Raw genomic sequence first — 26,823 nt, 5'->3', positions numbered from 1 at the left:
GCGGAATCACCCGAAGGAGTCCTGGTTTGTGACTTGACGGACGATCCGCGCCCCTCGCCTGTGGAGTCAGCCCACGTGGACGTGGGGGCGCCGGTTGCGGTCCGGCTCGGCCTGGCGCAGCATCTCCCGGGTCACCGGGGCCACCTCACCCTGGCCGAAGATCAGGTAGCGAAGGAAGTTCACCGCCGGGTTGCCCTCGGTCCATTCGAAGTAGATGTGCGGGCGCCGGTTGGTGACGTCACGCACGTGCAGCAGCAGGGCCGCGAGCGCGCTCGGCACGGACGAGCTTTCCAGCGTGATCACCCGGTACCGGTGGTGCAGCACCTCACCGCGTACGTGTAGCTCGGTCTCGAAGTCGGAGGCGTCGACGACGGTGACCTCGACGAAGACGATGTCCCGGTCGTCGGCCATGTCGTTGTCCGCGAGGATCTGCGCGATCTTCGCGCTGTACTCGGCGGCGTCGCGACTGTCCGGCTCGTTGGCGACCAGCCGGATCTGGCGGCGGCCGCACTCGCGCAGGAAGCGGTCGGTGACCTCGTCGGTCTCGATGTGGGTGACCCGCAGCTCGAAGGCCCGGTAGATCCGGGAGATCAGCGACACCGCGAGGATGCCCGCGATGAAACACCCGGCGATCTTGACGCCGTCGGGCCGCTCGACCACGTTCGCGATCGTCGTGTACGTGAAGACGAGCGAGATGACCCCGAAGGCGACGGTCAGCTTCCGCTGGCCCCGGCGATGCGCGGACAGCGTCACCGCGGTGGCCGCGGAGGTGATCAGCACCAGCACGCCGGTGGCGTACGCGCCGCCCTGGGCGTCCACGTCCGCGTCGAAGATCCAGGTGATGAGGAACGCGGTGGCGGTGAACACCAGCACCAGCGGGCGCACTGCCCGCGCCCAGGACGGGGCCATGCCGTACCGGGGCAGGTAGCGCGGGACGAGGTTCAGCAGGCCCGCCATCGCGGACGCCCCCGCGAACCACAGGATCCCGATCGTCGACAGGTCGTAGATAGTGCCGAAGACGTTGCCGAGGTTCTCGTGCGCCAGGTACGCCAGCGCGCGGCCGTTCGCGGGCCCACCACTCTGGAATGCCTCCTGCGGGATCAGCACCGTGGTCACGATGCTGCTGGTGATGAGGAAGACGCTCATGATGCCGGCGGCCACGGTGAGCAGCTTCTTCGCGCCCCTGATCCGGCCCTGCGGGCGGGCCGGCACGTCGTCCGGGTCGCCCTTGATGTGCGGCATCACCGCGACCCCGGTCTCGAATCCGGACAGGCCCAGCGCCAGCTTCGGGAAGACCAGCAACGCGATGCCGACGATGAGCGCCGGATTGCCGTGCTGGGTGGTCATGGCGGACGTCCAGTCCTCCACGAGCGTGGGATGGGTCAGCACCCGCCACAGGCCGTCCGCCACGACCACCAGATTCAGCGCGAGATACACCCCGACAAGCGCGACCGCGACGCCGATGGCCTCCGTGAACCCCTTGAGGAAGACCGCCCCGAGCGCGGCCAGCAGCACCAGCGTCACGACGACCTCGTGGCCGCGCAGGCTGTCGGGCCAGAACGGGTTCTCGTCGACGTGCGCGGTCGCGTCCGCCGCGGACAGCGTGATCGTAATGATGAAGTCCGTCGCGGCGAAGCCCAGCAGCACGAGGACGAACAGCTTGCCCTTCCAGAACGAGAGCAGCTTCACCAGCATCGCGATGGAACCCTCGCCGTGCGGGCTGTCCGCGGCCACCCGGCGGTACACCGGCAGCGCCCCGAGCAGGGTGACCAGCACCAGCACCAGCGTGGCGACCGGCGACAGCACCCCGGCGGCGAGCGCCGCGATGCCCGGCTGGTAGCCCAGCGTGGAGAAGTAGTCCACGCCGGTCAGGCACATCACCTTCCACCAGGAGTGCGGCTGCTCGCCCGGCTGGGCGTGCGGGCCCTGATGCTGCTGGGAACGGTCGGCCAGCCCGGACATCAGCCACGTCCGCAACCGCGGGGCACCCGCCCCGGCCGCCTTCTCGGCAACAGCCATCGATCGGATCCTCCCCGTAACGGCGCCCGACTCATGGTGGCACCGGCGCGACCCGGGCGCCCGGCCCGGCGGCGTTAACAAAGCGTCAAGAAACCGCTGGTCCCCGGGTTACCGGCCCGGCTGGGGCAGGATTTGCGAGGGCAGGAAAGGGGGTGGCGCGATGGAGCCTGCCACCGCGTTGTCGCGGGAACGACGGCTGGCCGGGTTCGCCGCGGTCCTGCTCGGCCTGCCCGCGCTCACCCTGCTGCTGCACCTGGCCCCGCCGCTGTCGCTGACCACGGACATCCTGCTGTACCTCGCCGCGGTCGTCGCGGTCGCGATGGTCGGCGGCCGGTGGCCCGCGCTGCTGGCCGTGGCCGCCTCCTTCCTCCTGCTCAACTGGTTCTTCACCGCACCGGTCGGGCGGCTGACCATCGCCGAACCGGACAACCTGATCGCCCTCGCGGTCTTCGTCGTGATCACCCTCGCGGTGAGCTGGGTGGTGGACACCGCGGCCCGCCGCACGCGGCAGGCGGCACTGGCCTCGGCCGAGGCGCGGACCCTGGCCATGGTGGCGGGCAGCGTGCTGCGCGGGGCACGGCCGCTGATCGCGCTGCTGGAGCGGCTGCGCGAGACCTTCGAGCTGAGCTCGGTGACCCTGCTGGAGGACGGCGAGGTGGTGGCCGCCGTCGGCCAGCCGGACCCGCCCCCGCCGGCCGGGCCCGGCGCGAGAACCGAGGTGCGCGTGCGGGCCGACGAGCACCTGGTGATGGTGCTGCGCGGGCGGCCCCTGGAGGCCCCGGCGCGGCGCGTCGTAGCCGCGTTCGCCGCGCAGGCCGCGGTGGCGCTGCGCCAGGAGCGGCTGGCCGCCGAGGCGGCCGCCGCCAAGCAACTGGCCGAGGCGGACCGGATGCGCTCGGCGCTGCTGGCGGCGGTCAGCCACGATCTGCGTACGCCGCTGGCCTCCGCCAAGGCGGCCGTGGACAGCCTGCGCGGCTCGGAGGTCCTCTTCGACGCCGAGGACCGGGCGGAGTTGCTGGCGACCGCCGACGAGTCGCTGGAACGCCTGGACCGGCTCGTGGCGAACCTGCTCGACATGAGCCGCCTGCAGGCCGGGGCGCTGGGTTTCACCGCCATCGATGTGGGGGCGGAGGAGGTCGTACCGCGTGCCCTGGACGACCTCGGACCGCCCGGGCGCGAGATCGCGGTGCACATTCCCGACGATCTGCCCCCGGTGCACGCCGACCCGGGCCTGCTGGAACGGGTGCTGGCCAACCTGATCACCAACGCGCTGCGGTACAGCCCCGCCGACCGGCCGCCCACCGTCGTGGTCAGCGCGGCCGGCGACACCATCGAGCTGCGGATCGTCGACCACGGGCCGGGCATCCCGCAGGACCGCTGGGATGACGTGTTCCTGCCCTTCCAGCGCCTCGGGGACCGCGACAACGAGACCGGGGTGGGCCTCGGGCTGGCCCTGTCCCGCGGCCTCGCCGAGGCGATGGGCGGCACCCTGACTCCGGAGCGGACACCCGGCGGCGGCCTCACGATGATCCTCGCCCTGCCCGCCGGAGGACACGCATGACCCGGGTACTGGTGGTCGACGACGATCCGCAGCTCGTCCGGGCGCTGCGGATCAACCTGCGGGCCCGCCAGTACGACGTCGACACCGCGGCCGACGGCGGCTCGGCCCTGCGCACCGCCGCCCACCACCCGCCGGACCTGGTGATCCTCGACCTTGGTCTGCCCGACATGGACGGCGCGGAGGTGATCCACGGCCTGCGCGGCTGGACGGGCGTACCGATCATCGTGTTGTCCGGACGCGCCGACAGCACGGACAAGGTGGCCGCCCTGGACGCCGGCGCCGACGACTACGTCACCAAGCCGTTCGGGATCGACGAGCTGCTGGCCCGCATCCGGGCCGTCACCCGGCGGGCCCAGCCCACCGGCGAGGACACCCCCGTGGTGCTGCTGGGCCGGTACGCCGTGGATCTGACCGGCCGCGCCATCACCGGCGGCGACGGCGAGGTCCGGCTCACCCCCACCGAGTGGCAGTTGCTCGAACACCTGCTGCGTAATCCGGGAAAGCTGGTCAGCCAGCGGGCGCTGCTGCGGGACGTGTGGGGCCCGCAGTACCAGACGGAGACGAACTACCTGCGCCAGTACATGGCGCGGCTGCGGCGCAAGCTGGAGGACGACCCCGCCCGCCCCCGCCATCTGCTGACCGAACCCGGCATGGGCTACCGCTTCCGCCCGTAGCGGCGGTTACTGGAACAGCTTGAGCCCGACGACGCCGGCGACGACCAGCAGCAGGGACAGCAGTCGTAGCAGGCTCGCGGACTCGCCGAGTACGAGCATGCCCACCGTCGCGGTGCCCGCGACCCCGACGCCGACCCAGACCGCGTAGCCCGTGCTGATCGGGATGGTGCGCAGGGCGTACCCGAGTCCGGTCATGCTCAGCGCGAGAGCGACCAGGAAGATCAGTACGGGAACCGGGCGGGTGAACCCGGCCGAGCGGCCGAGCGCGACGGCCCACACGGATTCCAGCAGTCCCGACACGATGAGAATCAGCCAGGCCATGACGACCACGCCACCTTCGACACGGTCGTCTTCGCTGGCCGGGTACGACACGCGCTCGTCCGGGATGTCCGCATATGCGGCATCCTCTCCAGGATACCCACGGCACCCCGGGCCCGGACTCCCCCTGTTGCCGATCTCACCGCGCCGCAAACGTCGGACCGAGGTAGCTCCGACCATCGCTCAGGGTGCGGCGGGACACAACCGGTCAGGCATGCACGAGGGTGAGGATGGTGTCCATCGCCGCGAGCCGCTCCGCGCCCTTGCCGAGCCGCCAGTCCGGGACGATCAACTCGTCGAGGCCGATCGCCCGGTACTCGGCGATCGCCTCCGCCAGCCGTTGCGGCGATCCACCGATCACGGGCGCCGGCGAATTCTCGGGCAACGGCCCGTTCACCACGACCAGCGCCTGGGCGGTGCGTTCGATGTCGCGCGGGTCCCGTCCGAGATCGGAGCAGTAACGGTCGAGCACCGCCGACTTGTGCGCGATCAGGTCGGGCTTGCCCCAGGTGTTCCACATGTCGGCGTACTCCGCGACGATCCGCAGCATCCGCCGCTCACCCTTCGCGCCGATCAGGATCGGCATCGGGTCCTGCACCGGCTTGGGCTCGCAGACCGCGTCGGTGAGTTGGTAGTAGTCGCCCTTCACGGTGGTCTCGGGCTGCCGGAGCAGGCCGTGCAGGACCTGGAGCGCCTCGACGAAGCGGTCGATCCGCTGCTTCACCGGCGGCAGTTCGATGCCGTACTGCTCGTGCTCGTTGACCTGCCAGCCCGCACCGACGCCCAGGGTGAACCGGCCGCCGCTGATCTGATCGACGGTCGCGGCCATGTTGGCGAGCACCGCCGGGTGCCGGTACGTGTTGCCGTAGACGAGCGTGCCGATGCGCACGCGGGGCACCACCGCACCGAGGGCCGCGACCAGCGAGCCGCATTCGAGAACGGGATGCGCAGAGTCGGCGGAACCGGCGTTGGGCATGAAGTGATCGGCGATCCACACACCGTCCCATCCGGTGTCCGCCGCGTGCCGGGCCGCTTCGAGGATCTCGCCGTAGGGCTGCCCGGCATCGGGCCAGATCGAAATTCGCATGCGGTCACCCTGCCAGACCGGTCGGTCGGGCTCCCGGTCGGTGCACGAGCGGTCAGCCCGGCATGCCGGGAAAGCCCGCCGGGGTGACCCAGACGTAGCCGCCCACCAGTTCCCGACCGATCGAGAGAGCATTGCGCAGCGACGCCGCGTTGGACGGGTGGATCGTTCCCCACAGCACGTCTCCATCGCGGGCGCCGAGCTCATCCAGCAGCCTCTGCACAACCCCCGACGCAAGCCGTCGACCCCGATGGGACGCGTCCAGGCACAGCTCCTGGACGCAGAACCCGCGCATGGCGTGCGCGTCGTCGCGCAGCGCCGCGACGACCCCGGCGGGTGCCCCATCGGCGAGAACCTCGAAGAGAAGTCCCGCCCCGGCGCACTCGGTCAAGGAGTCGGCGGTCTCCGGGGTCGCCCACATCGCCAGCTGCGGCTCGCGCCGCGCCAGCTCCTCGTAGATGGCGGACACCCGCCCGGCCAACCGCCGCGGATCCCCGGCGCGCAGGCGCACCGTGGCGTACGAGTCCGCTCGAGGATGGGTACGGAGCCGCGTGACGAGCCCCGCGACGACGTGCATGTCGACGCCGCAGTGCGGGCCGAAGCGGCGGTCGGACCGCAGCCGCTCGACCAGCCCCGAAGCGTCCGGCACGGCCACCCGCAAGCACAGCGGAGCGAAGTCCCGATACGCCGACCCGACGGCCGCGGCGACGACCGACAGGCCGTCCGGCGTCGGGGCGACACTCGCGGCGACCACGTCGACGAAGGGCCGGTTGATGTCACGTCCGCGGAAGCGGATGCCGGTGATCGCCCATCCACCGCCGGGCAGATCGAGGCGGCGGTTGGCCCATTCGAGCGGTTCGGTGGGGCCGTCCTTTCCTACGCTGTCGCGGTATTCGCGACCGAAGTCCGCGTCGCCCAGACGGTCGGCCTCGACGGCCACCGCGTCCCGCAACTGCTGTCGAAGGTCGGACCCGGAATACCAGGACGCGATGATGGTCGAAGTCCACCCGAGGCGGGCTTCGACCATCTCGTCTGACAGGCTCTGCACCGGCTCACCCTCACAGACCCGGCACAACCCCGCAACGACATTCAAACCCGCCGCTGCGACGCGAGGTCAGCTTCCGGCGGCAGCCATCACGGCGGTTTCGGGTGTACGGCGCCGGGCCGCGCCGAGGGTCTCCACCGCGCCACCGACCGCCGCCGCAGCCACCGCCGCCACTACCGTCCCGGCCCGGGAGGCGTGCTGGGCGCGGCGTGGCCCGGCGGCGCGCAGCGCGCCGGACGCCTCGCGCAGCACCGCGCGCGGCAGGGTCCGGCTCAGGTACGACCGCTCGGCGCCGAGCGTGCGCGACCCGTGCAGCAGCCGGGCCATCTGCACCTTGCCGCGTCCCTCCGCGTAGCAGCGTCGCATGAGGAAGCGGAACGTCGACCGCTCCAGCGGCACGTGGTGCTCGACCACGGCGCCCGGCACGTACATCCAATGGCCGCCGGCCTCACTCATCCGCAGGCACAGGTCGGTGTCCTCGGGCCGGTTCCGGCTTCCGACCTTGCCGAAGCCGTCGCGGAACCCGCCGACCGAGGTGAAGACGTCCCGGCGTACGGCCATGCTGGCCGACCAGACGTTGCGGATCGGCGCGGTGGAGGTGGGCATGCCGGTGTACGACGCGCCCACCGCCCACAGCAGTTCGTCGGGCAGCCAGCTCGGCCGCGAGCGGTCCCAGGCGGCCGCGATAGCGCCGCCGGTACCGACCACCTCCGGGTCGGTGAAGGGGTCGGTGAGCTGGGTGAGCCAATCCGGGTCCGCCGCGATGTCGCTGTCCAGGAAGGCGATCAGCGGGGTGGTGGTGTGCCACGAGCCGGTGTTGCGGGTGCCCGAGGCGCCCTGTTCGAAGCGGTTCTCCAGCACGGTGACGCCGGTCAGCTCCCGTTGGGCGCGTTCGAAGAGCGCCGGGTTGTGATCCACCACCACGACCACCTCGGCGGGCGTGACCGGGCGCTGGCCGAGCGCCGACGCGACGGAGCCGACCAGGGTGTCCCAGTTGCGCTCGGTGTGGCACGGAATGACGATGCTCACCTGGGCGGTATCGGCCATCAGGCGGCCTGCCCGTTCTCCGCGGCCGCCTTCTCCGCGGTGAGCAGCGCGTCCACCTGCCCGTACCATTTGCCACCCGGGACGGCGAGCACCGGCACGGTCTTGCGCAGCGTCCGGAGCTTCGACGGTGCGGCGGCCTTCGCGGCGGCACGCCGCTGCACCGTCCGGCGGTGGAACTCGCTGAGAATGGTGCGCAGCACCCGCATCCCGTCGCGGAACGTGTTGAGGTTGCTGGTCCCGTGGATGCGCAGGTGCTCGATGCTGGAGACCTCCTTGACCCGCATGCCGCTGCTGGCCACCCGGATGTTGATCAGGGTCTCGATCTCGAAGCCGTCACCCCACAGCTTCTTGCCGTCGGGCCGGGCCGCCAGCTTGGTCGAGGGCAGGTCCATCACCGGCACCACCCGCCGCCAGAAGGCGTTGTAGCCGTAGCAGAGGTCGGTGAACCTGGTCTTGAACAGCGTGTTGACGACCATGTTCAGGCCTTCGTTGCCGACCCGGCGCAACGGCGTGATGTCCTTGCTGTGGCCGCCCTCGCCGAACCGCGAGCCCTTGGCGAACTCAGCACCACTGGTCAGCGCCTCGACGAACTTGGTGATCTCGGCCGGGTCGGTCGACCCGTCCGCGTCGATCATCACGATCGCGTCGCCGGTGCACGCTTCGAAGCCGCTGGCGAGCGCGTTGCCCTTTCCGGTACGGGTCTGCCGCACGACCACCACGTCGGGCCGCAGCCGGCGGGCGACCTCGATGGTGTCGTCCGTCGAGCCACCGTCGACCAGGACGACCTCGTGCAGCGCCTCCGGCAGCGCGCCGAACACGTGCGGCAGGTTCCGGGCCTCGTTCAGCGTCGGGATGACCACGCTGACCAGCGGAGCCCGGCGGGGCGCGCCCCGCGGCGTACTGCGGCGGTTGCGGGCTCCCGCAGTCTGCGGCGCCATGCGGCGCTCCCGGCGAGGCGCACCAGGCGGCGTGCTGCGGCGGTCTTCCATCAGCGAAGGAACCTTTCGTCGGCTCGGGCTCGAACCCATGTTGTCGGCAGGTCCCCCGGCGAACTGAGGAAAATTCGCGTGGCTTTTGCGTTGCATGCTCCAGGCCCGCCATGGCGCCGGAAAATCGCGCGACAGCGGTGATCCAGACCCGGAGAATCTCCGGGTGATTCTCGCCGCCGCCCTGCGTCAAGTGCGTCCCCCGTCGTCCCTGGCCGGGCGGCTCTCCGCCCAGTCGCTGCTGTTCGCCCTCGGTGAGGGCGCCTTCATGACCGGCTCGGCGGTCTTCTTCACCCAGATCGTCGGGCTGTCCGCCGCCCAGGTCGGCCTCGGCCTGACCTGCGCGGGGATCGCCGCGTTTCTGGCGGCGTTGCCGATGGGCAAGCTGGTCGACCGCTTCGGGCCGAAGAAGATGTGGGCCCTGAGCGCGGCCGGGCAGGCGGCGATGTTCGCGGTCTGGCCCTTCATCACCGACTTCCAGGGTTACGTCGCCATGGCCGTCGCCATGGAAGTCATCGGCGCTCTCGGTGGCACCGCGCACGCCGCGTACACGATCGACGTCCTGCCGCCCGATGAGCGGGTGAAGTCACGGGCCTACATGTACTCCGCGCTCAACCTCGGCTTCACCCTCGGCTCTCTGGTCGGCGGAGTCGCGTTGGCTTTCCACTCCAACGCCGTCCTGCATGCGCTGCCCTGGTTCACCGCCGTGGCCTTCCTGGTCAACGCCGCGGCCGTCAGCCGGCTGCCGCGAGCGCCGCACGACAACCGCACCGCCGAGGACCGCAAGGCGAAGATCCCCGGGCCGGGACCGCTACGCAACCCCGGCTGGCTGCTCACGAACTTCTTCATCGGGATGTTCTGGACCAACCAGGTGCTGCTCAACGTGGTGATCCCGTTGTGGCTGGTGGAGGAGACCGACGCCCCCCGCGTGCTGCTGGCTTTCCTGTTCGGCACCAACACGGTGATGTGCATCTTCCTGCCGATGGCGGCGGCACGCGGAGTCAACGGCGTATCCACCGCGCTGCGGGCGGTCCGGGTGTCGTCGACCTTCTTCGTGATCTCCTGCCTGATCACGCTGGCGACCCACGACACCATCGGCTGGGTCACCATCGCCCTGGTCTGGCTGGGGCATGTCACGGTGACCGTGGCCGAGCTCTACCTCTCGGCCGCCACCTGGACGTTCGAGGCCGAACTGATGGACCCCCGCCAGCGGGGCGCCTACCAGGGGGCGGCCAGCCTGAGCGGAACTCTCGGCAAGGTGTGGGCGCCGGCGGTGTTCACCTTCCTCGCGATGAACTGGGGTGCCGCCGGCTGGTTGGTGATCGCCGGCATCATCGTGGTGGCCACCATCGGCGTGCACCCGGCGACGCGGCTCGCGCGACGGTTCCTGGAGGTGCATGTGCCTGCCGACGTGTTGACCGACGCCCGCGCCTCCAGCGCCGAGGCGGAAGACGGCGGACAGGTGGGTCAGCCCTCGCTGGACCGCGCTTGACGCCCTTCGAGATCATCGTCGATGGACGCCACGCACCCACGTTTGGCGGCCCCCGTCACCGGCTCGCCAGGAGCTGGCCGGCCTTGGAGGAACGCCACGTGACCGTGCCCCTTTCCATCCTCGACCTCGCACCGCTGGTCTCCGGCGGCGACACCCGCGACGCCCTGCGGCGCACACTCGACCTCGCCCGGCATGCCGAACGATTCGGCTACCACCGTTACTGGGTGGCCGAACACCACCTGACTCCGGGCGTGGCCAGTTCGCAGCCCGCGCTGCTGCTCGGCCAGCTCGCCACGGTCACCGAACGGATCCGGCTCGGCTCCGGGGCGGTGCTGGCCGGCCTGCAGACACCGCTGGCGATCGTGGAACAGTTCGGCATGCTCGACGCCCTGTACCCGGGCCGGTTCGACCTGGGCCTGGGCCGATGGGCGCAACGCCGTGGCGCGGCGTACACCGAAGCGCCGGACGAGAGCCCGGGCGAGCCACGCACGGTCGACGGGCTGCTGATCCCTCGACATTTCCCGCTCGCGTCGGTGTTCTCGCCGCAGCGCCTGGAACTGATGCGCCACCTGCTGAAACAACCCGGCGCCAACGCGGCCGACCTGGACACCATGCTGGGCGACATCGAAACCCTACTGACCGGACCGTACGCGGACGAGCACGGCAACGAGGCCCGGGCGGTCCCCGGCGAGGGCGCCGACCTGCAGGTCTGGGTCCTCGGGAGTAGTGGCGGCGAGAGCGCGCAGGTGGCCGGCGAGCGCGGGCTGCCGTTCGCCGCCAACTACCACGCCTTCCCGGCCAAGGTGCTCGAGGCGGCGACCGCCTACCGCGCGACGTTCCGCCCGTCCAGGACGCTTGCCGAGCCGTGGCTGATGGTCTCCGCCGACGTGGTCGTGGCCGAGGACGACGCCACCGCGCGCCGGCTCGCGGCGCCGTACGGGGTGTGGGTGCGCAGCATCCGGGCCGGTGGCGGCGCCATCCCGTACCCGAGCCCCGAGGAGGCGCTCGCGTACCCGTGGACCGACGCTGACCGCGACCTGGTCGCCGACCGGGTCGACACCCAGTTCGTCGGCACCCCGGCAGCCGTCGCCGAGCGGCTGGCCACCCTGCAGCGGGTCACCGGCGCCGACGAACTGCTGGTCACCACGATCACGCACGATCACGCCGACCGCGTACGGTCCTTCCAGTTGCTCGCCGAGCACTGGCCTGACCACGTGAGCTGAACGCCTGGCCAGAACCGCCACCGGCGATGCGGTCGGCTGGCAGGGCACGGCAAGGACCGTTCACTATGGTCGGTCACGGCGTCCCGCCGGCGACCTCGCCCAGCGGACCCTCCGGGCCCGGGCGGGAGTAGATCGGGATAAATGGCCTTCGTCACAAGATCGAACCGAGCCGAGCGGAGCTCCATTAGATTCCTGCGCTGTTGCCTGGCCGGCAACAATCCACTGTCAGGGCGGGTGTTCCTGCCGCCCTGCCGATGTTCACGGGGAACTTATGTCCTTTTTGCTCCCAGATGGTCGTAGCAGAAGCACGAGGAGGTCGCCCGGTTCAGGCTCCCGAGCCGCGGCATTGGCATCCGTGGCCGTGCTCGCTGCTGGACTGTTCGCCGACCCTGCCGCCGCGGAGACCGTCCCGGACGTACCGCTCGCCGAGGACCGCGCCGGCGTCGTCCAGCTGATGATCAGCGGAGGGCCCACCACCTCGCTGGAAGCGCGGATGGCTCTGCTCGGGTCCGACGCGGACCTCCAGCGCTTCGTCGCCAACGGGCAGCAAGAGGCGCAGCTTCGCGACGACCGAGTGGTGCTGGCCCAGCTCATGGCCCTCAGCGGCCCCGCCATGACCCAGGCCGCGCAGCCGATCCTGCGCAGCGACGCGGCGACGGTGCGGGCGTTTCTCCAGACCGGCTACCTGACCCCCCTGCAGAAGGACCAGCGGGCCCGAGTGGCCGACATCATGGCCGTGGGTGGTGCCGCCACCAACCAGGCCGCGCAGGACGCGCTGAAGAGCGGCGACGCGGCCGTCACGGAGTTCCTTTCATCGGGTCAGTACACCGCGCAGATCCGGGACAACCGGGACGAGGTCGCCCGGATCATGTCTGTGGGCGGTCCCGAGGTGCAGCGCACCGCACAGGTCGCCCTCCGCGGCACGCCCTCCGACGTACGTGAATACCTCGACAGCGGGCAGCACATCGCCCGGGCCCGCGATCAGGAGGTGCTGACCGTCTCCCAGCTGGCCGAACTGGCCCGCAAGGCTCAGCAGGCCGCGGCGAAGGAGACCCAGGCGGCGAAGGACGCGGCGGCGGCGGCGGTCCGTTCGGCGGCGTTGGCCAAGGAGGCCGCGCAGACCGCTGCCGCGGAGACGGCGGCCGCGAGGAACTCGGCCGAGAAGGCCGCCGCCGCTGCCGGGCGTGCCGCCGATGCCGCTCAGGGCGCAGCCGACGCCGCGCGGGATGCCATCAGCGCCGCCAACGCGGCCAACGCGGCGGCGCGTGTCGCGGCGAACGCGGCGGCGCGCGCCGCGTCGGCCGCCTCGGCAGCGGCAACCGCCGCCTCTGGGGCCTACCGGGCGGCGGGCGCCGCAGCGGTCGACGCGCGTAACGCCCATGACGCTCGCGTGGCCGCACAGCGCGCCCGGGACATGGGGACGGCCGCGCGTGACTCAGCGGCGGCCGCGCTGCAATCGCAGCAGGCCGCCACGGCCGCCGGCGACGCGGCCAAGGCGGCTCGCGGCGCGGTGGCCAACTCGTACGCCGCCGCGGCGGCCGCGGAGCAGGCCGGCGCACAGGCGAACGTGTCCGAGCGGGAAGCACGACGCGCGCGTGCCGCGGCGGCACGGGCACGTAACCTCGCCGGGGTAGCGGATCGGGCGGCCGACCGGGCCGAGTCCCTGGCCCGGAAATCGGCCCAGGCGGCGGGGGAAGCTCACCGCCACGCGATTGCGGCCGCCGAGCACGCCGAGGCCGCGGCGAAGGCCGCGGACGACGCCGCCGACCACGCCGGCGACGCCGCCACCGCTGCGAAGAAGTCCACGCAACACGCCAACTCCGCGCAGGCCGCGGCGGACATCGCCGTCAACGCGGCCACCGAGGCCGCCAGAATCGAGGAAGCGAACCGTGCGGCGGACGCCGAACGGTTGAAGCTCGAGACCGAACAGAAGATCCAGGATGCGCGCGATGCCCGGCAGGAACAGTCGGCGCAGCCGGTCCTGCCCACGGAGGACACTCCAGAGCTGCAGCGGGTGGATGCCGAAACGACGCGCCTGCTGAACGAGGCCACGGCGGCCGGAGCCTCGGCCGACGTGGTGCGCAACAGTGGCCGTCAGGCAGCCATGCGCCTGGTCGAATCCGGCAGCCCGTGGACCAGAACGGCCGCAGAGGACGCACTGGCCGGAGGCGACGCGGACCTCAAGAAGTTCCTCACCGCGGGACGGGCCCTCGCTGCCGAGCAGGATGACCGCGACCGCGTGGTGAACATGGCCACGACGACCGACAAGGCGGCGTTCAAGACGGCGGCACAGGCCGCGCTGGCCGGCGACCATGCCAAGGTGGTGCAGTTCCTGCGCCTGCCGATGTACGAGGGCAGGGTCCGCGACGACCGGGCCGCCATCGCGGAGATCATGGCAAAGGGCGGCCCGGCGACCGACGCCGCGGCGCAGAAGGCGCTGGACGGCACACCGGCCGACGCGTACGAGTTTCTGCGGACCGGCCAGTACACGGCGGCGGAACGGGACGACCGGGTGGCCATCGCGGACATCATGGAGAAGGGCGGGCCGGAGGTCAAAGCCTCCGCCCAGGTGGCGCTCAACGGCCCCCGCGACTTCCTGCGACTCTTCCTGACCGAGGTGCAGTACCGGGCCACACAGCGGGACCAGGACACCGCGATGCACGTGGCGACCGTACGTCAGTACGTCGCGGAGGCCGCGCAGTCCGGCGCTCTCGCCCAGGCAGACGCCGCCAGGGCGGCGGATGTGGCCGCACGGGCGCGCAAGGCGAGCGACGAGGCCGCCGCCCACGCCGACCGCGCGAAGAAGCTTGCCGCGGAGGCGAACAAGTACAAGGAGCAGGCAGCACAGTCGGCTGCCCAGGCGAAGGCGTCAGCCGACCAGGCCGCGGCGTCCGCCAAGTCCGCCCGCGACGCCGCCAACTCCGCTCGGCAGTCGGCCAACGCCGCGACCGCCTCGGCCGCGCAGGCCACCTCCTCCGCCCGCGCCGCACGCAGCTCCGCGAACTGGGCCTACAGTTCCGCCCGGCGGGCACGCCAGTCCGCACTGGACGCCGGAAAGGACGCCACCCTGGCTGCCGAGGCGTCGCTCGACGCCCTCGAAACCTACCTCGCCAAGCAACGCGCCGAGGCGTCCACCGCTGTGGACGGAAGCGTGCGGGAATGGTTCTTCGGTCGCGAGATCGAAGGCGAGGTACGTGGCCGGGTCAGCAGCAACGCGAAGGCGCCGGGTAACGGCATCGTCGTCCTGCGGTTGTTCATCAGCGACCGGTACTTCTACTGCCCGTTCGCCCAGCCGATATGCGGAAAGGGCGACGGTCGCTCCTTCTCCAACAGGTTCGACGCGGGTTACCGTGTCATCGTGGCGTGGGACACCGAGACGGGTCAGATCACGATGACCGCGGCGCCGAGCTGTTTCCGATTCGGCTACTGTTCCCCACCGCTTAAGTTCGGCGAGGGCAACGACATCGAGGTGCTGGTCGGCCAGAACGGCAAGCTGGAGGTCAAGGTACGGGCACAGTCGTCCGTCAAGGGAGTTCCCGCGATCAACCAACGGATCGGCGTCGAAATCGCCGGCGGCAAAACCAAGGTTTCCATCGACGGCGACCCGTACCCGGACTTCGAGGCCCTGCGTTTCCGCGGCAACTCGCAGACCGGCGACGTACTCGCACAGTCGACGCACGCGAATCCTGGTGGTCCAATTGTGCAGCTCTGGGACGGGACGTCGAACCGCAAGACCAGCTGGACAGACGGGTCGAACGACCAGGCGCGGGCCGCCGTGGCGGAGCTGGGACGGTTGGAGTATGAGTACTGCCGGATCGCCCCACAGATGCCGTCATGCCGCTGACCGGTTCGATGTCGCGGGTTTCATTGGGCGAGAGGAGAACGGCGATCAGCGGGAAGAATGGCATGCAACGCTTTCGTAGCAGGCTGTCGGCCCCGTTGTGGGTGCTTACCTACACCGGCGCCTATGTCTGTCTCCTGGGCGTGGTCTCGACGATTGACTTCTTTCGTCACTCGAGTGATCCGTCGTGGGGTAATGCCGTGATGGACTTCCTGGTGTCGGCGTTCTTCCTGCTGCCGTTGTCGATCCTGCCGGTTGCTGGGGCGCTGTGTGTCCTTTGGGTTCTGCGCCATCTACGTTGGTGGCAGTTCCGATTGGCCGCCGTGCCGATTTGTTGCCTGCCTTCGGTGTTGACGCTGGATGACTGGAAGGTCACCCTGCCGGTTCAGATCATTCTCGGGCTCATCGTCATGCAGCCGTACAGCACGGCGGACGAGGATCCGGGCTTCTAACAACATGCCGCTCACCCCCGCCCCGGGAGATGGAACTCCGGGGCGGGGGTCGTGGTAATCCCACCGGCCGCTGGCGTTCACCACCTTGCCTGGCACACCGATCGAACGCCGCGGCAGCAGAAATCGCCACGCCACCGACGGTGCCAGGATCAGCAGTACGAGCAGCAGCAGGTAAGCAACGGCCCAGGCCGGTTCACGGCGGTCGCCCGGCCATGGGTGGATCGCCCACACGGCCGCGATGAACGAGCCGGCGGCACCGATCCAGCACAGGACAGTCACCAGGACTGCGCCGAGGATCCGGAGGACCAGGCCGAGCAACCGCCAGCCGTGGCCGCTGGGGTCCTCGTCGTGCACGCTGCGATGGTAGACCTGGACGGGATCAAGCAGCGTCCGTTTGGAAGAAGCTCGTTGGTCGCTGCGCGGTCGGCGACCTGGCCACCGGCAAGCCTCACCGACGCCTGACCAGACCGCCACGCCGCGCGTCATTCCAGCGGTAACACCTCGTCCACAGCGGATGCACCGGCAATCTCATGCACCGCCGCCACGGCCGTTCTCGGCAGCGACCCGTACACATGCGGAAACACGTCGCCCCTGGTGGGTGCCTCCTCCCACCGCACAGCCCCGCCGAGCACCTCGGCATCCACCGCCACCACCACGAGCTTCGGCTCCTGCCCGAACACCCGCGCGGCGGTGTCCGCAACCTGCTCACGGGTGGAGCAGTGAATGAACCCACTGCTGCGATCGTCCGGTGAACCATCGAAGTGTCCTGCGGCCTCAAGCTCGGCCCACTCGGAGGGCAGCAGGATCTTATAGATCAGCACCCGATCACCCTCGCAGACGAGCCGCCGTATCGACGACGCGACCCGCGCGAGATCAGGTAGCGCCAGGACTCACCCGACGAACGGGAGGGGCAGGGCGACAACAGCGGGGTCAGCTACCACCGCCACCGGCAGATGGCCCTGCCGAGCGATGCCGACCTCTTGCAGGAACTGCGCCAACGAGTACAGGGCGTCACCGAACTTGTACAGGGCTCCCCACTCGCCGGTGAAGGTGTCGGTGGCGTATCCGAAGACCTTTCACGAGATGCGCTGGAAGGCGTCGCGTACGCCAGCGCGCCAGAACGGTGACCGGCAGGACCGCTCGCCGTTGGTAGTAACAGACCCAGAATGCTGGAGCGCCGCAGGTCGTATGGGCGGCCCGCCGTCGCCTGGTCGTCCGACGGCTGACGAACTCAGCTCAACTCCGCCCCGTACGGTCCACACATGGCATGGAGTTACGGCGATACCGTCTTGTACCGGTACGGACGGCAGGGACGCGCAGGATTCGTACGCGTTGGAAGGGTCATTGCCGACAACCCGGACGGGCTCGCGTTGTGGATTGCTCCTGGAAGTCCGCAAGTCGAGTCCGTTCTGGCCGACGGACGAGGTCTGCGGGATCTGCCAATCGCCGAGCGCCTACACCTGCCACGAGTCCGCAAGATTGCAACCTGGCGAGGTCCGGGAATCGTGAAGTACGCCCCAGCCGACGGTGACTGGTCATTGTGGTGGTTCTTCAATGTCAACGGCCAGTTCGAGGGCTGGTATGTGAACCTCGAATCCCCGCGTGTCCGCTGGGAGTGTGACAGTCTGCGTGTGATCGACACGGCGGATCGGGCCCTCGATGTATGGATCACACCAGACCGTGTCGGGCGGTGGAAGGACGAAGACGAGTTCGCAGCGCTGACGGGCCAGCCCGGCCGGTGGACCGCTGAGCAAGCTCCTGAAATCCGAGCGACGGGTGAGCGCCTTATGTCGCTTGCGGCGCAGGGCGCGTTCCCGTTTGACGGGCGCTGGACCGACTATCAGCCGGACTCGGCCTGGTCGACGGCATCCTTGCCGCCTGACTGGGATCGACCTCACCTGGCTGCGCCGTGACCGAGTCCGCTGTCGATAGGGCAGCGTCCGTCACGGTGCGGATCGGAGAGTGTCTGCCCGGTAGCAGATTCACGCGGGCGCCGAGCCTTCCTTTAGGTACACCGCCCGTGCGCTCTTGTGGGCGCGCAACGCCTCGCGGATCCGTCTGCTTCAGCCGGGGGATCGTGGGGTCCTGAAGTCTGGCCATGTCGACGAATGACCATTCCCTAGCCTCACAGTCAACGAAGCGGATGGCGTCGAGTTGTTCCGGCGACAGGCCGCCACCGTCAAAGATCAAGAGCACCTTGTCGCCCTCGTCGGGATGCGGTGCCCAGTCCACGGCCAGCAGCCCGCTGACTCGGATGTCCAACCCAATCTCCTCGCTCATGGAGCGGGGCGTCCAGCCGCACGTGGTCCAAGCGATCGCTCGGCACGCCGACGTGAAGATCACCTCGAAGATCTACGCGCACACGAACCCGGAGGCGATGCGTCAGCGCTGGGAAAGCTGGACGGGCGGCTGTCGTGAACCTCGTTGCTGTCAACAGCCGCCCGATGGATCTTGCGGATTGCTCCGCTGCTGGTCGGAACGGTGGGCACGGTTGGTTTCGAACCAACGACCCCTCGCTTGTAAGGCGAGTGCTCTCCCACTGAGCTACGCGCCCGGGTCGCGCGGCGAACCGGAGCCGTCATCGTACCCTGATGTCCACCTCAAGGTCCGCGACGGCCTCCCGCCAGGCGCGCTGGTCGCGGGCCCGCCCCGGCTGGCCCACCTCGGCGAAGCGCACCACCCCGGCGGCGTCGATCAGGAAGGTGGCGCGTTCGGCGTGGCCGCGCTCGGCGTCGAGGACCCCGTACGCGCTGGCCACCGCCCCGTGCGGCCAGAAGTCGGCCAGCAGCGGGAAGTCCCAGCCCTCCCGCTCGGCCCACACCTTGTGGCTGTACGGCGAGTCGACGCTGACGGTGAGCACCTGGACGGCCGGGTTGGCGTACTCGGGCAGGTGTGCCTGGATCTCGGCCAGTTCCCCCTGGCAGGTGCCGGTGAACGCGAGCGGGTAGAAGACCAGGAGAACGGCCTTGCGGCCCCGGAAATCGGCGAGCCTGATCTCCTGGTTGTTCTGGTCCCTGAGGGCGAAGTCCGGCGCCTGGGCGCCGGTGTCGAGGGGCATCGCGACTACTTCTTCTTCGCGCCCCGGGGCGAGACGAGCCGGTGTGCGGTCCAGTCCTTGCCCGCGTTGACGGTGGAGGTCTGCTGCAGGCCCGCGGTGGGCGCGGACTCGCTGATCTCGCTGGGCTCGACGTGGCCGTCACGCCCGGCCTTGGGGGTCAGCAGCCATACCACGCCGTTGTCGGCGAGGGGGCCCAGGGCGTCGGTGAGCAGCTCGAACAGGTCACCGTCGCCGTCGCGGTACCACAGCAGCACCGCGTCGACCACCTCGTCGGTGTCCTCGTCGACCAGGTCTCCCACGCGTTCGGTCAGGGCCTCACGGAGATCCTCGTCGACGTCGTCGTCGTAGCCCATCTCCATGACCACCATGCTCGGCTCCAGGCCGAACCGGTCCGCCAGGCTACGTACGCCGTCGGCGGCCTGACCAGCGGTCGCGCTCACAGTCGAATGCCTCCTCACCTCTTGCGCTGCGGCCGGCCAAGGTGCCGACCTTATTTGGGGGTAGTCCACACACTTGCTGGCCCGGGCGCAAGTGGCGCACCGAGTGTGAGGCAATTTACCGTGCCAGCAGGGCGTGGGCACCCTGTGTGATGGCATCCTCCCCGATCACGACGTGTTGCGCCGCCGGACCGAGCGGAATGAACGAATCGGCTGCGGCGATCCTGCGGGCGGCGCCCACGAAACCGCCGTCCACCAGCGCCGCGAGGACGCCTTCACCCACGCCGCCGGAGCGGCGGGTCTCGTCGACGATCAGCACCCGGCCGGTGGCCTTGGCCTCCCGGACCAGGTCGGCGGTGGGCAGCGGGTTGAGCCAGCGCAGATCGACCACACGGGCTCCGTAGCCTTCCTCGGCCAGGCGGGCGGCAACCCGCAGGGACATGTGTACGCCGTTGCCGAACGTGAGGATGGTCAGATCCTCCCCGGAGCCGGCGGGGTACGCCCGGGCGCGGCCGATCGGCACGTGCCCGGCGGCCCACTCCCGGGGCGGCGCGTACGGCGACAACCACTCGTTGTCGCCCGGCTGGCGCAGGTCGCGGGTGTGGTAGAGCGCGATGGGTTCCAGGTACACGCAGACAGAGCCGTCGACCGCGGCCGCGGCCAGGCAGGAGCGCAGCATGGGCGCGGCGTCCGCCGGGCGGGCGGGTACGGCCACGACGAGCCCGGGTACGTCGCGCAGCGCGGCGACGGAGTGGTCGTCGGTGGCGTGCTCGGGGCCCGGCTGCCCGTGGGCGAGCCCGGCGACCCGGATCACCAGCGGGTTGCGCAGCCCTCCGGCGCTGGCGAACGGCAGCGTGGCGGCCTCGCCGCGCAGTTGTCCGGCGGCCTGGTGCAGGTGTGCCAGGTGCCGGATCTGCGGGATGGGCAGCAGCCCGGCCAGCCCGGCGCCGAGGGCGAGGCCGAGCACGGAGGTCTCGTCGCCGGGGGTGTCGAAGACCCGCGCCGGTCCGAACCGTTCGCGCAGCTGCCCGGTGATCCCGTAGCCGCCGCGCGCCGTCACGGCGTCGCCGAACACCACGGCGCCGGGGGCGGCCAGCAGCGCGTCGGTGAGCGTGGCGCTGATGGTCTGCGCCAGCGTCAGCGGTCCGGCGTCTTCGGGGGCCCGGCCGCCGAACGCGGCGGCCCGGGCGGCGGCACCGGCACCGGCGGCGCGGGTGGCGACGTCGGCGACGGTACGGGCGACCCGGACGGGGCGCCGGGGCGCCAGCGGAGCGACGACCTCGGCCGCCGTGGTGAGCTTCGGTTCGCCCAGTACCTCCTCGGCGACCTTGCGGACCTGCCAGCCCACCTCGTCGTAGCGGGCGATGAGCTCGTCCGGATCGGCCAGGCCCGCTTCGACGAGCAGCCGGGCGGTGCCGACGAGGGGGTCGCGGGCGAGGTCCTCGGCGAGCCGGTCGGCGGGCGTGCGGGCGGCGGGGATGCCGTTCGCGGCGCCCCCGGGTTCCGCGGCGGCGGGCCGCAGCAGCGGGACCATGGACAGGTGCAGCACGGCGGGGCGCCGGTGCTCGCGTACCCATCCGGCGGCCTCGGCGGCGGCCGCGTACGTGGCGACCAGGTCGCATCCGTCGGCGGCCGTGTACCGCAGGCCGGGCCGGGAGCGCAGCATGTCGGCGACCCAGCCGGTGGGCCGGCCCGCCGCGCGGCCGGGTCCGTCGTCCTCGCAGACGACGAGCAGCGGCAGACGCTGCCCGGCGTGGTCGTGCCGCCCGGCGGTGTTGAGCGCGGTCACGGCGTCGGCGTGGTCGATGGCCGTGGCGCGGACCGAGGCGATCACGATGGCGTCGGCGGGCCACGGGCGGGCGACGCCGTCAAGTTCATCCGCACGGGTGAGGCCGAAGGCGAGGCCGACCGCGCGCGGCAGGTGCCCGGCCGCCGCCGAGGTGGTCGGCACGATGTGCAGGTCGGTGTGGCCGAGGGCCCGGTGGCGGCCCCCGGACATGGCCTCGCTGGCCGAGGCGACCACGCTGCGCAGCACGTCGCGGGCGGCCTCGATGAACGGGTCACCGGGCTCGTGGTCGGGCTCGCCGGTGCTGGCCGGGCCCCCGGCGGGCGTGGGCGCGACGCTGGTCGGCACGGCTGACGCGCTGGTCAGGGCGGCGGCCGCGGCGCGGGCACAGTAGAACCCGGCGGAGCGGTCGTGCAGCAGGGCCGGGTCGTCGCCCCGCAGCGCGGCGGCCACGGCGGCGCTGCCCTCGTGGCCGGCGGCGCCGACGGGGTGGAAACCCTCGTTGAAGCTGCGCAGCCAGCGGGCGGCGAGGTCGAGGTGGCGGCTGGTGAGCTGGGCGTCGAACAGCTGGCGGGCCCGCGCGCCGGTGAGGTCGGCGCCGTCGCGGACCGGCTCGTCGGGCGTACGGCGCGAGGACGGGCGCGACAGCGCCGACACCGCGTCGCGGAACCGCTCGTCGAGGTTCTGCGGGGTGGTCACGCGACCCAGCATTGCCGACCCGCGCGAGCACTGCCATGTCGGAAGTCCGCCTTGACAGCGCGCGCGATCCACTCGGGCACGGTCGCCCGTGTGTCGCGTCGATTCCGGCGAAGTGCTGCGGCGGACCGGCCGCCGGTGCTGTACTCGGTACATGATCTTGCGGTCGCTCGTCGTGCGGCTGGCGCTGGGGGCGGTCTGGTTCGCGGCCGTCGCACTCACCTTCCTGGTCCTCGACCTGTACACGTGAGACGACGGGCGGCGATGCGCTATGTGGGACAGGCCGAGGTCCGGGCGGATCGCTCTCGCGGCCACGGCCGCGCTGGCGCTGGCCGCGCCCGTCGGGTGCTCGGAGGGTTCGGGGCCGGCCACCGCGCCGGCTGACCGGACGGCGAGCCCGCCCACAGCCGGCGCGGACGCGACGACCCGGACCGGGCCGACCCCGCCCGGCCCGACGTCGCCTGGCCCGATGCCGCCCGGCCCGGGCCCGGCGGGCAGCGGGCAGGCGGGCGCCGCGCAGGCGGAGGCGGAGGCGGGCGCCACGGCGGCGGTCCCCGTGCTGGTCGGCGCCGGGGACATCGCCACCTGCGAGAGCACCGCCGACAACCGGACGGCCGCGCTGGTGGCGGCGCAGCCGGGCACGGTGTTCACGCTGGGCGACAACGCGTACCCCGACGGCACCGCGGCCGACTTCCGGCGCTGCTACGGGCCGGGATGGGGCCGTTTCCGCGCGCGCACCCGCCCGGCCGTGGGCAATCACGAGTACCACGTCGCGGGAGCGCGGCCGTACTTCGACTACTTCGGCGCGGCGGCCGGGCCGCGGGGGCGCGGCTACTACTCCTTCAACGTGGGCAGCTGGCATGTCGTGGTGCTCAACACGAACTGCGGCGAGGTCTCCTGCCGGTCCGGCTCGGCGCAGCAGCGCTGGCTGCGTACGGACCTGGCCGCCTCGGGGGCGCGGTGCACCGTGGCGTTGGCGCACCACCCGCTGTTCACCTCCGTCGCCCGGCACCCGCCGGCCACCGCGACCCGGCCGCTGGTGCGCACCCTGCGGGCGGCCGGGGTGGAGGTGCTGCTGGCCGGGCACAACCACACGTACGAGCGGTTCGCGCCGCAGGACGCCGACGGGCGCTCCGACCCGGTGCGCGGCATCCGGGCGTTCGTGGTGGGCACCGGGGGCGCCCCGCTGCACACGTTCGGGCGGCGGGCGGCGAACAGCCAGGTCCGCAATGACCGGACGTACGGGGTGCTGCGGCTGACCCTGGCCCCCGGCGCATACCGGTGGCAGTTCCTGGGGGTGCCGGGATCGCGCTTCACCGATTCCGGCTCGGGCGCGTGCCATTGAGCGCGGGGCGGGCGAAACACGCGCGGTGCCACCGGGCGTGGCAGACTCGGGCGCGTGCGCACCGAGGTGATCACCGTCCGGACCGGCAGCCGTCCGACCGTCGTCGACATCACCCGGGAGGCGGAAGCGTTCGTCACGGGCCGCGGTGACGGCCTGCTGCACGTGTTCGTGCCGCACGCGACGGCCGGGGTGGCGATCATCGAGACCGGCGCCGGTTCGGACGACGACCTGCTGACCGCGATCGGCGAGCTGCTGCCCGCCGACGACCGGTGGCGGCACCGGCACGGTTCGGCCGGACACGGCCGTGACCACGTGCTGCCCGCGTGGATCGCACCGTACGCGACACTGCCCGTGATCAGCGGCAGGATCGCGCTCGGCACCTGGCAGTCGATCTGCCTCGTCGACCCGAACGGCGACAACCCGAGCCGGCAGGTCCGCCTCTCCTTCCTCGAAGGATGAAAAGTTACTGGTCAGTACCTGTGTCGAGCGTCGCGTACGGGGCAGGTAGGCGTGACGCCAGCCACCGTCAGGGGGCAGGATGGAGACATTCCCGCGCGCCCTGACACTGGGGGCCCGCGGTCCGACACGAACCCAGAGGAATGCCTGTGGCCACGGAGCGCAAGCGCCCGGTGATCAGCGATGGCCTGCCGAGCCAGCTTCCGGACATCGACCCTGAGGAAACCTCGGAGTGGGTCGAGTCGCTCGACGGCGTCATCGACGACCGCGGTGCCAAACGAGCCCGGTACGTCATGCTGCGCCTGCTGGAGCGCGCCCGGGAGCGACACATCGGCGTCCCGCCGCTGACCGCCACCGACTACATCAACACGATCCCGCCGGAGGCGGAGCCGTGGTTCCCCGGTGACGAGAGCCTGGAGCGCCGGATCCGCCGGCTGACCCGGTGGAACGCCGCGATGCTGGTGCACCGCGCGCAGCGCCCGGAGATCGGCGTGGGCGGCCACATCTCGACGTACGCGTCGAGCGCCAGCCTCTACGAGGTCGGCATGAACCACTTCTTCCGCGGCAAGGACCACCCGGGTGGTGGGGACCAGGTCTTCTTCCAGGGCCACGCGTCGCCGGGCATGTACGCCCGCGCGTTCCTGGAGGGACGGCTGAGCGCGGACCAGCTCGACGGGTTCCGTCAGGAGCTGTCGCATCCGGGTGGCGGCCTGCCGTCATATCCACACCCGCGGCTGATGCCGAACTTCTGGGAGTTCCCGACCGTCAGCATGGGCCTCGGCCCGCTGAACGCGATCTACCAGGCCCGGTTCAACCGGTACCTGCACAACCGCGGGATCAAGGACACCAGCGACCAGCGCGTGTGGGCGTACCTGGGCGACGGCGAGATGGACGAGGTGGAGTCGCTCGGCGCGATCGGCGTGGCCGCCCGCGAGGAGCTGGACAACCTCACCTTCGTCATCAACTGCAACCTGCAGCGCCTCGACGGCCCGGTACGCGGCAACGGCAAGGTCATCCAGGAGCTGGAGTCGTTCTTCCGCGGTGCCGGGTGGAACGTCATCAAGGTCATCTGGGGCCGGGAGTGGGACCCGCTGCTGGCCGCGGACGGCGACGGCGCCCTGGTCAACCTCATGAACGTGACGCCGGACGGCGACTACCAGACCTACAAGGGCGAGTCCGGCGCGTACGTCCGTGAGCACTTCTTCGGCCGTGACCCGCGCACCCGCAAGATGGTCGAGGCCATGTCCGACGACGAGATCTGGGGTCTCAAGCGCGGCGGCCACGACTACCGCAAGCTGTACGCGGCGTACCAGGCGGCGGTGAACCACACCGGACAACCGACCGTGATCCTGGCCAAGACGATCAAGGGCTGGACGCTGGGCTCGCACTTCGAGGCGCGCAACGCGACGCACCAGATGAAGAAGCTGACCCTGGACGACCTGAAGAGCTTCCGGGACCGGCTCTACCTCGACGTCAGCGACAAGCAGCTGGAGGAGAACCCGTACCTACCGCCGTACATCCACCCGGGCGAGAAGTCCGAGGAGGTGCAGTACCTGCAGGAGCGTCGGCGGGAGCTGGGCGGCTACCTGCCGTCGCGGCGGACCACGACGATCCCGCTGGCGATCCCGGCTTCGGAGAAGTTCGGCGACGTCAAGCGAGGCTCGGGCAAGCAGAAGGTCGCCACCACGATGGCGTTCGTCCGGCTGCTCAAGGACATCATGAAGGACAAGGAGTTCGGGGCCCGCTGGGTGCCGATCATCCCGGACGAGGCCCGCACGTTCGGCATGGACTCGTTGTTCCCGACCCGGAAGATCTACTCGCCGCACGGTCAGACGTACACCTCGGTGGACCGGGAGCTGTTCCTGTCCTACAAGGAGGCCACCAACGGCCAGATCCTGCACGAGGGGATCAACGAGGCCGGTTCGTGCGCCAGCTTCACCGCGGCGGGCACGTCGTACGCCACGCACGGCGAGCCGATGATCCCGCTGTACATCTTCTACTCGATGTTCGGGTTCCAGCGCACCGCGGACGAGCTGTGGGCGGCGGCCGACCAGATGGCCCGCGGCTTCCTGCTCGGCGCGACCGCGGGGCGCACGACGCTCAACGGCGAGGGCCTGCAGCACGAGGACGGGCATTCGCTGCTCATCGCGGCGACCAACCCGGCCGTGGTGGCGTACGACCCGGCGTTCGCGTACGAGATCGCGCACATCATGGAGAACGGCCTGCACCGCATGTACGGCGAGCGGCAGGAGAACGTCTTCTACTACCTGACGGTCTACAACGAGCCGATCCTGCAGCCCGCCGAGCCGGAGGGTGTGGACGTCGAGGGCCTGCTCAAGGGCATCTACCGGTACGCGGCGGCGCCGCAGACCGGCGGCCCGGCCGCGCAGCTGCTGGCCTCCGGTACCGGCATGCAGTGGGCGTTGAAGGCGCAGGCGCTGCTGGCCCAGGACTGGGGGGTCGCGGCGGACGTGTGGTCGGTGACGTCGTGGACGGAACTGCGCCGCGACGCGGTCGAGACCGAGGAGCACAACCTGCTGCACCCGGGCGACGAGCCGCGTAAGCCGTACATCGCGCGCAAGCTGGAGGGCTCGCGCGGCCCGGCGGTGGCGGTCAGCGACTGGATGCGGGCCGTGCCGGACCTGGTCTCCCGGTGGGTGCCGAACGACTGGACGTCGCTGGGCACGGACGGCTTCGGCATGAGCGACACCCGGCACGCGCTGCGCCGCCACTTCCACGTGGACGCGGAGTCGATCACGGTGGCGACGCTGCGCCAGCTCGCCCTGCGCGGCGAGGTGCCGCCGCACGTACCGGCGGAGGCCGCCAAGAAGTACGCGATCGACGACGTCAACGCGGCCCCGGTCGGGGAGACCGGCGGGGACAGCTGATCCGGTAGTCGATGTCGGGGCCCGTCGCGTCGCGGCGGGCCCCACGTCGTGGGGCCCCATGTCGTGGGGCCCCATGTCGTGGGGCCCCATGTCGTGGGGCCCCATGTCGTGGGGCCCCATGTCGTGGGGCCCCATGTCGTGGGGCCCCGTCGTCGTGCGGGCCCCGTTGTCGTGCGGGCCCCGCGTCACGTCATGGGCGCGTCTCGCAGGGGCCCGTTGATGAATTCCGGTCAGCTGCGAACCCGACGTCTTCAAGATCGCCTACGACGGGGCGCCGCAGGTGCTCGGGCCCGCGCTGGCGGCCCCGCTGGTCACCCACCTCGGGGGTTATCCCACCCTGTACGCGGTGACCGCCGGGGTGACGCAACGCGGGTCGGTCATGGTGGTGAAAATTCGTTCGGTCGCCTAGGTAGGC

20 protein-coding genes, 1 tRNA gene, 1 pseudogene and 1 riboswitch are annotated in these 26,823 nt (G+C 71.1%); of the genes and pseudogenes, 11 read left to right on the top strand and 11 right to left on the bottom strand.

Going from position 1 to position 26,823, the window contains the following annotated elements; genetic code table 11:
* Window positions 1-66: 66 nt before the first annotated feature.
* On the bottom strand, window positions 67-2,019 hold the full coding sequence (locus tag EV385_RS23060) for an APC family permease (RefSeq protein WP_130511343.1): 1,953 nt from the start codon (window positions 2,017-2,019) through the stop codon (window positions 67-69).
* A gap of 139 nt (window positions 2,020-2,158) precedes the next feature.
* On the opposite strand from EV385_RS23060, the pseudogene EV385_RS23055 reads away from it, so the two are divergent.
* Together EV385_RS23055 and EV385_RS23050 are read left to right on the top strand one after the other, a co-directional pair.
* Window positions 2,159-3,580 (top strand): annotated as a pseudogene (locus EV385_RS23055) (sensor histidine kinase); the annotation flags it as partial.
* The gene (locus tag EV385_RS23050; protein ID WP_130511341.1) at window positions 3,577-4,254 is read left to right on the top strand and encodes a response regulator; all 678 of its coding nucleotides are present in this window, start codon (window positions 3,577-3,579) and stop codon (window positions 4,252-4,254) included. The pseudogene EV385_RS23055 and the gene EV385_RS23050, both read left to right, overlap by 4 nt.
* A 6-nt stretch (window positions 4,255-4,260) precedes the next feature.
* Here the strand turns inward: EV385_RS23050 and EV385_RS23045 are convergent, their stop codons facing one another.
* The 5 genes from EV385_RS23045 to EV385_RS23025 all read right to left on the bottom strand — a co-directional run bounded on the left by EV385_RS23045 (window position 4,261) and on the right by EV385_RS23025 (window position 8,686).
* Window positions 4,261-4,575, bottom strand: coding sequence for a DMT family transporter (locus EV385_RS23045; protein WP_130511340.1), 315 nt, complete (start codon window positions 4,573-4,575; stop codon window positions 4,261-4,263).
* A 19-nt stretch (window positions 4,576-4,594) separates the two neighbouring features.
* Window positions 4,595-4,661, bottom strand: a riboswitch (guanidine-III (ykkC-III) riboswitch).
* A gap of 119 nt (window positions 4,662-4,780) precedes the next feature.
* Complete coding sequence (locus tag EV385_RS23040) at window positions 4,781-5,659, bottom strand: TIGR03560 family F420-dependent LLM class oxidoreductase (protein WP_130511339.1); 879 nt, start codon at window positions 5,657-5,659, stop codon at window positions 4,781-4,783.
* 52 nt (window positions 5,660-5,711) lie between these two features.
* On the bottom strand, window positions 5,712-6,704 hold the full coding sequence (locus tag EV385_RS23035) for a GNAT family N-acetyltransferase (protein WP_130511338.1): 993 nt from the start codon (window positions 6,702-6,704) through the stop codon (window positions 5,712-5,714).
* Window positions 6,705-6,770: 66 nt separating this feature from the next.
* Complete coding sequence (locus tag EV385_RS23030; protein ID WP_207229905.1) at window positions 6,771-7,730, bottom strand: glycosyltransferase family 2 protein; 960 nt, start codon at window positions 7,728-7,730, stop codon at window positions 6,771-6,773.
* Between the two features lie 17 nt (window positions 7,731-7,747).
* Entirely contained in the window at window positions 7,748-8,686 is a 939-nt protein-coding gene (locus EV385_RS23025; protein ID WP_207229904.1) for a glycosyltransferase family 2 protein, read from the bottom strand.
* 214 nt (window positions 8,687-8,900) lie between these two features.
* Here EV385_RS23025 and EV385_RS23020 point away from each other — a divergent pair, with 214 nt between their 5' ends.
* The 4 genes from EV385_RS23020 to EV385_RS23005 all read left to right on the top strand — a co-directional run bounded on the left by EV385_RS23020 (window position 8,901) and on the right by EV385_RS23005 (window position 15,742).
* Complete coding sequence (locus tag EV385_RS23020) at window positions 8,901-10,226, top strand: MFS transporter (protein ID WP_130511335.1); 1,326 nt, start codon at window positions 8,901-8,903, stop codon at window positions 10,224-10,226.
* A gap of 98 nt (window positions 10,227-10,324) precedes the next feature.
* Window positions 10,325-11,449 carry an LLM class flavin-dependent oxidoreductase gene (locus EV385_RS23015; protein ID WP_130511334.1) on the top strand — a complete coding sequence of 375 codons (1,125 nt, stop codon included), beginning with the start codon at window positions 10,325-10,327 and terminating at the stop codon, window positions 11,447-11,449.
* 361 nt (window positions 11,450-11,810) lie between these two features.
* Window positions 11,811-15,293, top strand: coding sequence for an ALF repeat-containing protein (locus EV385_RS23010; RefSeq protein ID WP_165449561.1), 3,483 nt, complete (start codon window positions 11,811-11,813; stop codon window positions 15,291-15,293).
* A complete protein-coding gene (locus EV385_RS23005; protein WP_130511332.1) occupies window positions 15,284-15,742 on the top strand; it encodes a hypothetical protein in 459 nt (152 codons plus the stop codon). The genes EV385_RS23010 and EV385_RS23005 overlap by 10 nt, the downstream gene beginning before the upstream one ends.
* 482 nt (window positions 15,743-16,224) lie before the next feature.
* Here EV385_RS23005 and EV385_RS23000 read toward each other — a convergent pair whose 3' ends face one another.
* Window positions 16,225-16,563 carry a DUF952 domain-containing protein gene (locus EV385_RS23000; protein WP_130511331.1) on the bottom strand — a complete coding sequence of 113 codons (339 nt, stop codon included), beginning with the start codon at window positions 16,561-16,563 and terminating at the stop codon, window positions 16,225-16,227.
* Between the two features lie 441 nt (window positions 16,564-17,004).
* Between EV385_RS23000 and EV385_RS22995 the strand changes: the two genes are divergently transcribed.
* Window positions 17,005-17,655: a ribonuclease FAU-1 family protein gene (locus EV385_RS22995; protein WP_130511330.1), complete on the top strand. Its 651-nt coding sequence runs from the start codon at window positions 17,005-17,007 to the stop codon at window positions 17,653-17,655.
* Window positions 17,656-18,224: 569 nt separating this feature from the next.
* On the opposite strand, the gene EV385_RS22985 is transcribed toward EV385_RS22995, so the two are convergent.
* From EV385_RS22985 to EV385_RS22970, 4 genes are all read right to left on the bottom strand, one after another.
* Window positions 18,225-18,296, bottom strand: a tRNA-Val gene (locus EV385_RS22985).
* Between the two features lie 24 nt (window positions 18,297-18,320).
* Complete coding sequence (locus EV385_RS22980; RefSeq protein WP_130511329.1) at window positions 18,321-18,800, bottom strand: peroxiredoxin; 480 nt, start codon at window positions 18,798-18,800, stop codon at window positions 18,321-18,323.
* A gap of 5 nt (window positions 18,801-18,805) precedes the next feature.
* Entirely contained in the window at window positions 18,806-19,240 is a 435-nt protein-coding gene (locus EV385_RS22975) for a DUF3052 domain-containing protein (RefSeq protein ID WP_130511328.1), read from the bottom strand.
* 115 nt (window positions 19,241-19,355) lie between these two features.
* The gene (locus EV385_RS22970) at window positions 19,356-21,734 is read right to left on the bottom strand and encodes a transketolase C-terminal domain-containing protein (protein WP_130511327.1); all 2,379 of its coding nucleotides are present in this window, start codon (window positions 21,732-21,734) and stop codon (window positions 19,356-19,358) included.
* Between the two features lie 454 nt (window positions 21,735-22,188).
* On the opposite strand from EV385_RS22970, the gene EV385_RS22965 reads away from it, so the two are divergent.
* From EV385_RS22965 to EV385_RS22945, 4 genes are all read left to right on the top strand, one after another.
* Window positions 22,189-23,064 (top strand): metallophosphoesterase family protein, encoded by an 876-nt coding sequence (locus EV385_RS22965; protein ID WP_130511326.1) that lies wholly within the window; start codon window positions 22,189-22,191, stop codon window positions 23,062-23,064.
* 54 nt (window positions 23,065-23,118) lie between these two features.
* Window positions 23,119-23,523: a YjbQ family protein gene (locus EV385_RS22960; RefSeq protein WP_130511325.1), complete on the top strand. Its 405-nt coding sequence runs from the start codon at window positions 23,119-23,121 to the stop codon at window positions 23,521-23,523.
* Window positions 23,524-23,669: 146 nt separating this feature from the next.
* The gene (aceE, locus tag EV385_RS22955) at window positions 23,670-26,408 is read left to right on the top strand and encodes a pyruvate dehydrogenase (acetyl-transferring), homodimeric type (RefSeq protein ID WP_130511324.1); all 2,739 of its coding nucleotides are present in this window, start codon (window positions 23,670-23,672) and stop codon (window positions 26,406-26,408) included.
* 280 nt (window positions 26,409-26,688) lie between these two features.
* A complete protein-coding gene (locus tag EV385_RS22945) occupies window positions 26,689-26,817 on the top strand; it encodes a hypothetical protein (RefSeq protein WP_278045002.1) in 129 nt (42 codons plus the stop codon).
* The last annotated feature ends 6 nt before the right edge of the window (window positions 26,818-26,823 follow it).

The sequence above is a fragment of the Krasilnikovia cinnamomea genome, from assembly GCF_004217545.1.
GTDB classification, from domain to species: Bacteria; Actinomycetota; Actinomycetes; order Mycobacteriales; family Micromonosporaceae; genus Actinoplanes; species Actinoplanes cinnamomeus.
The sequence above is the reverse complement of the archived record's forward strand: the minus strand, read 5'-3'. Positions and strand labels throughout refer to the sequence as shown.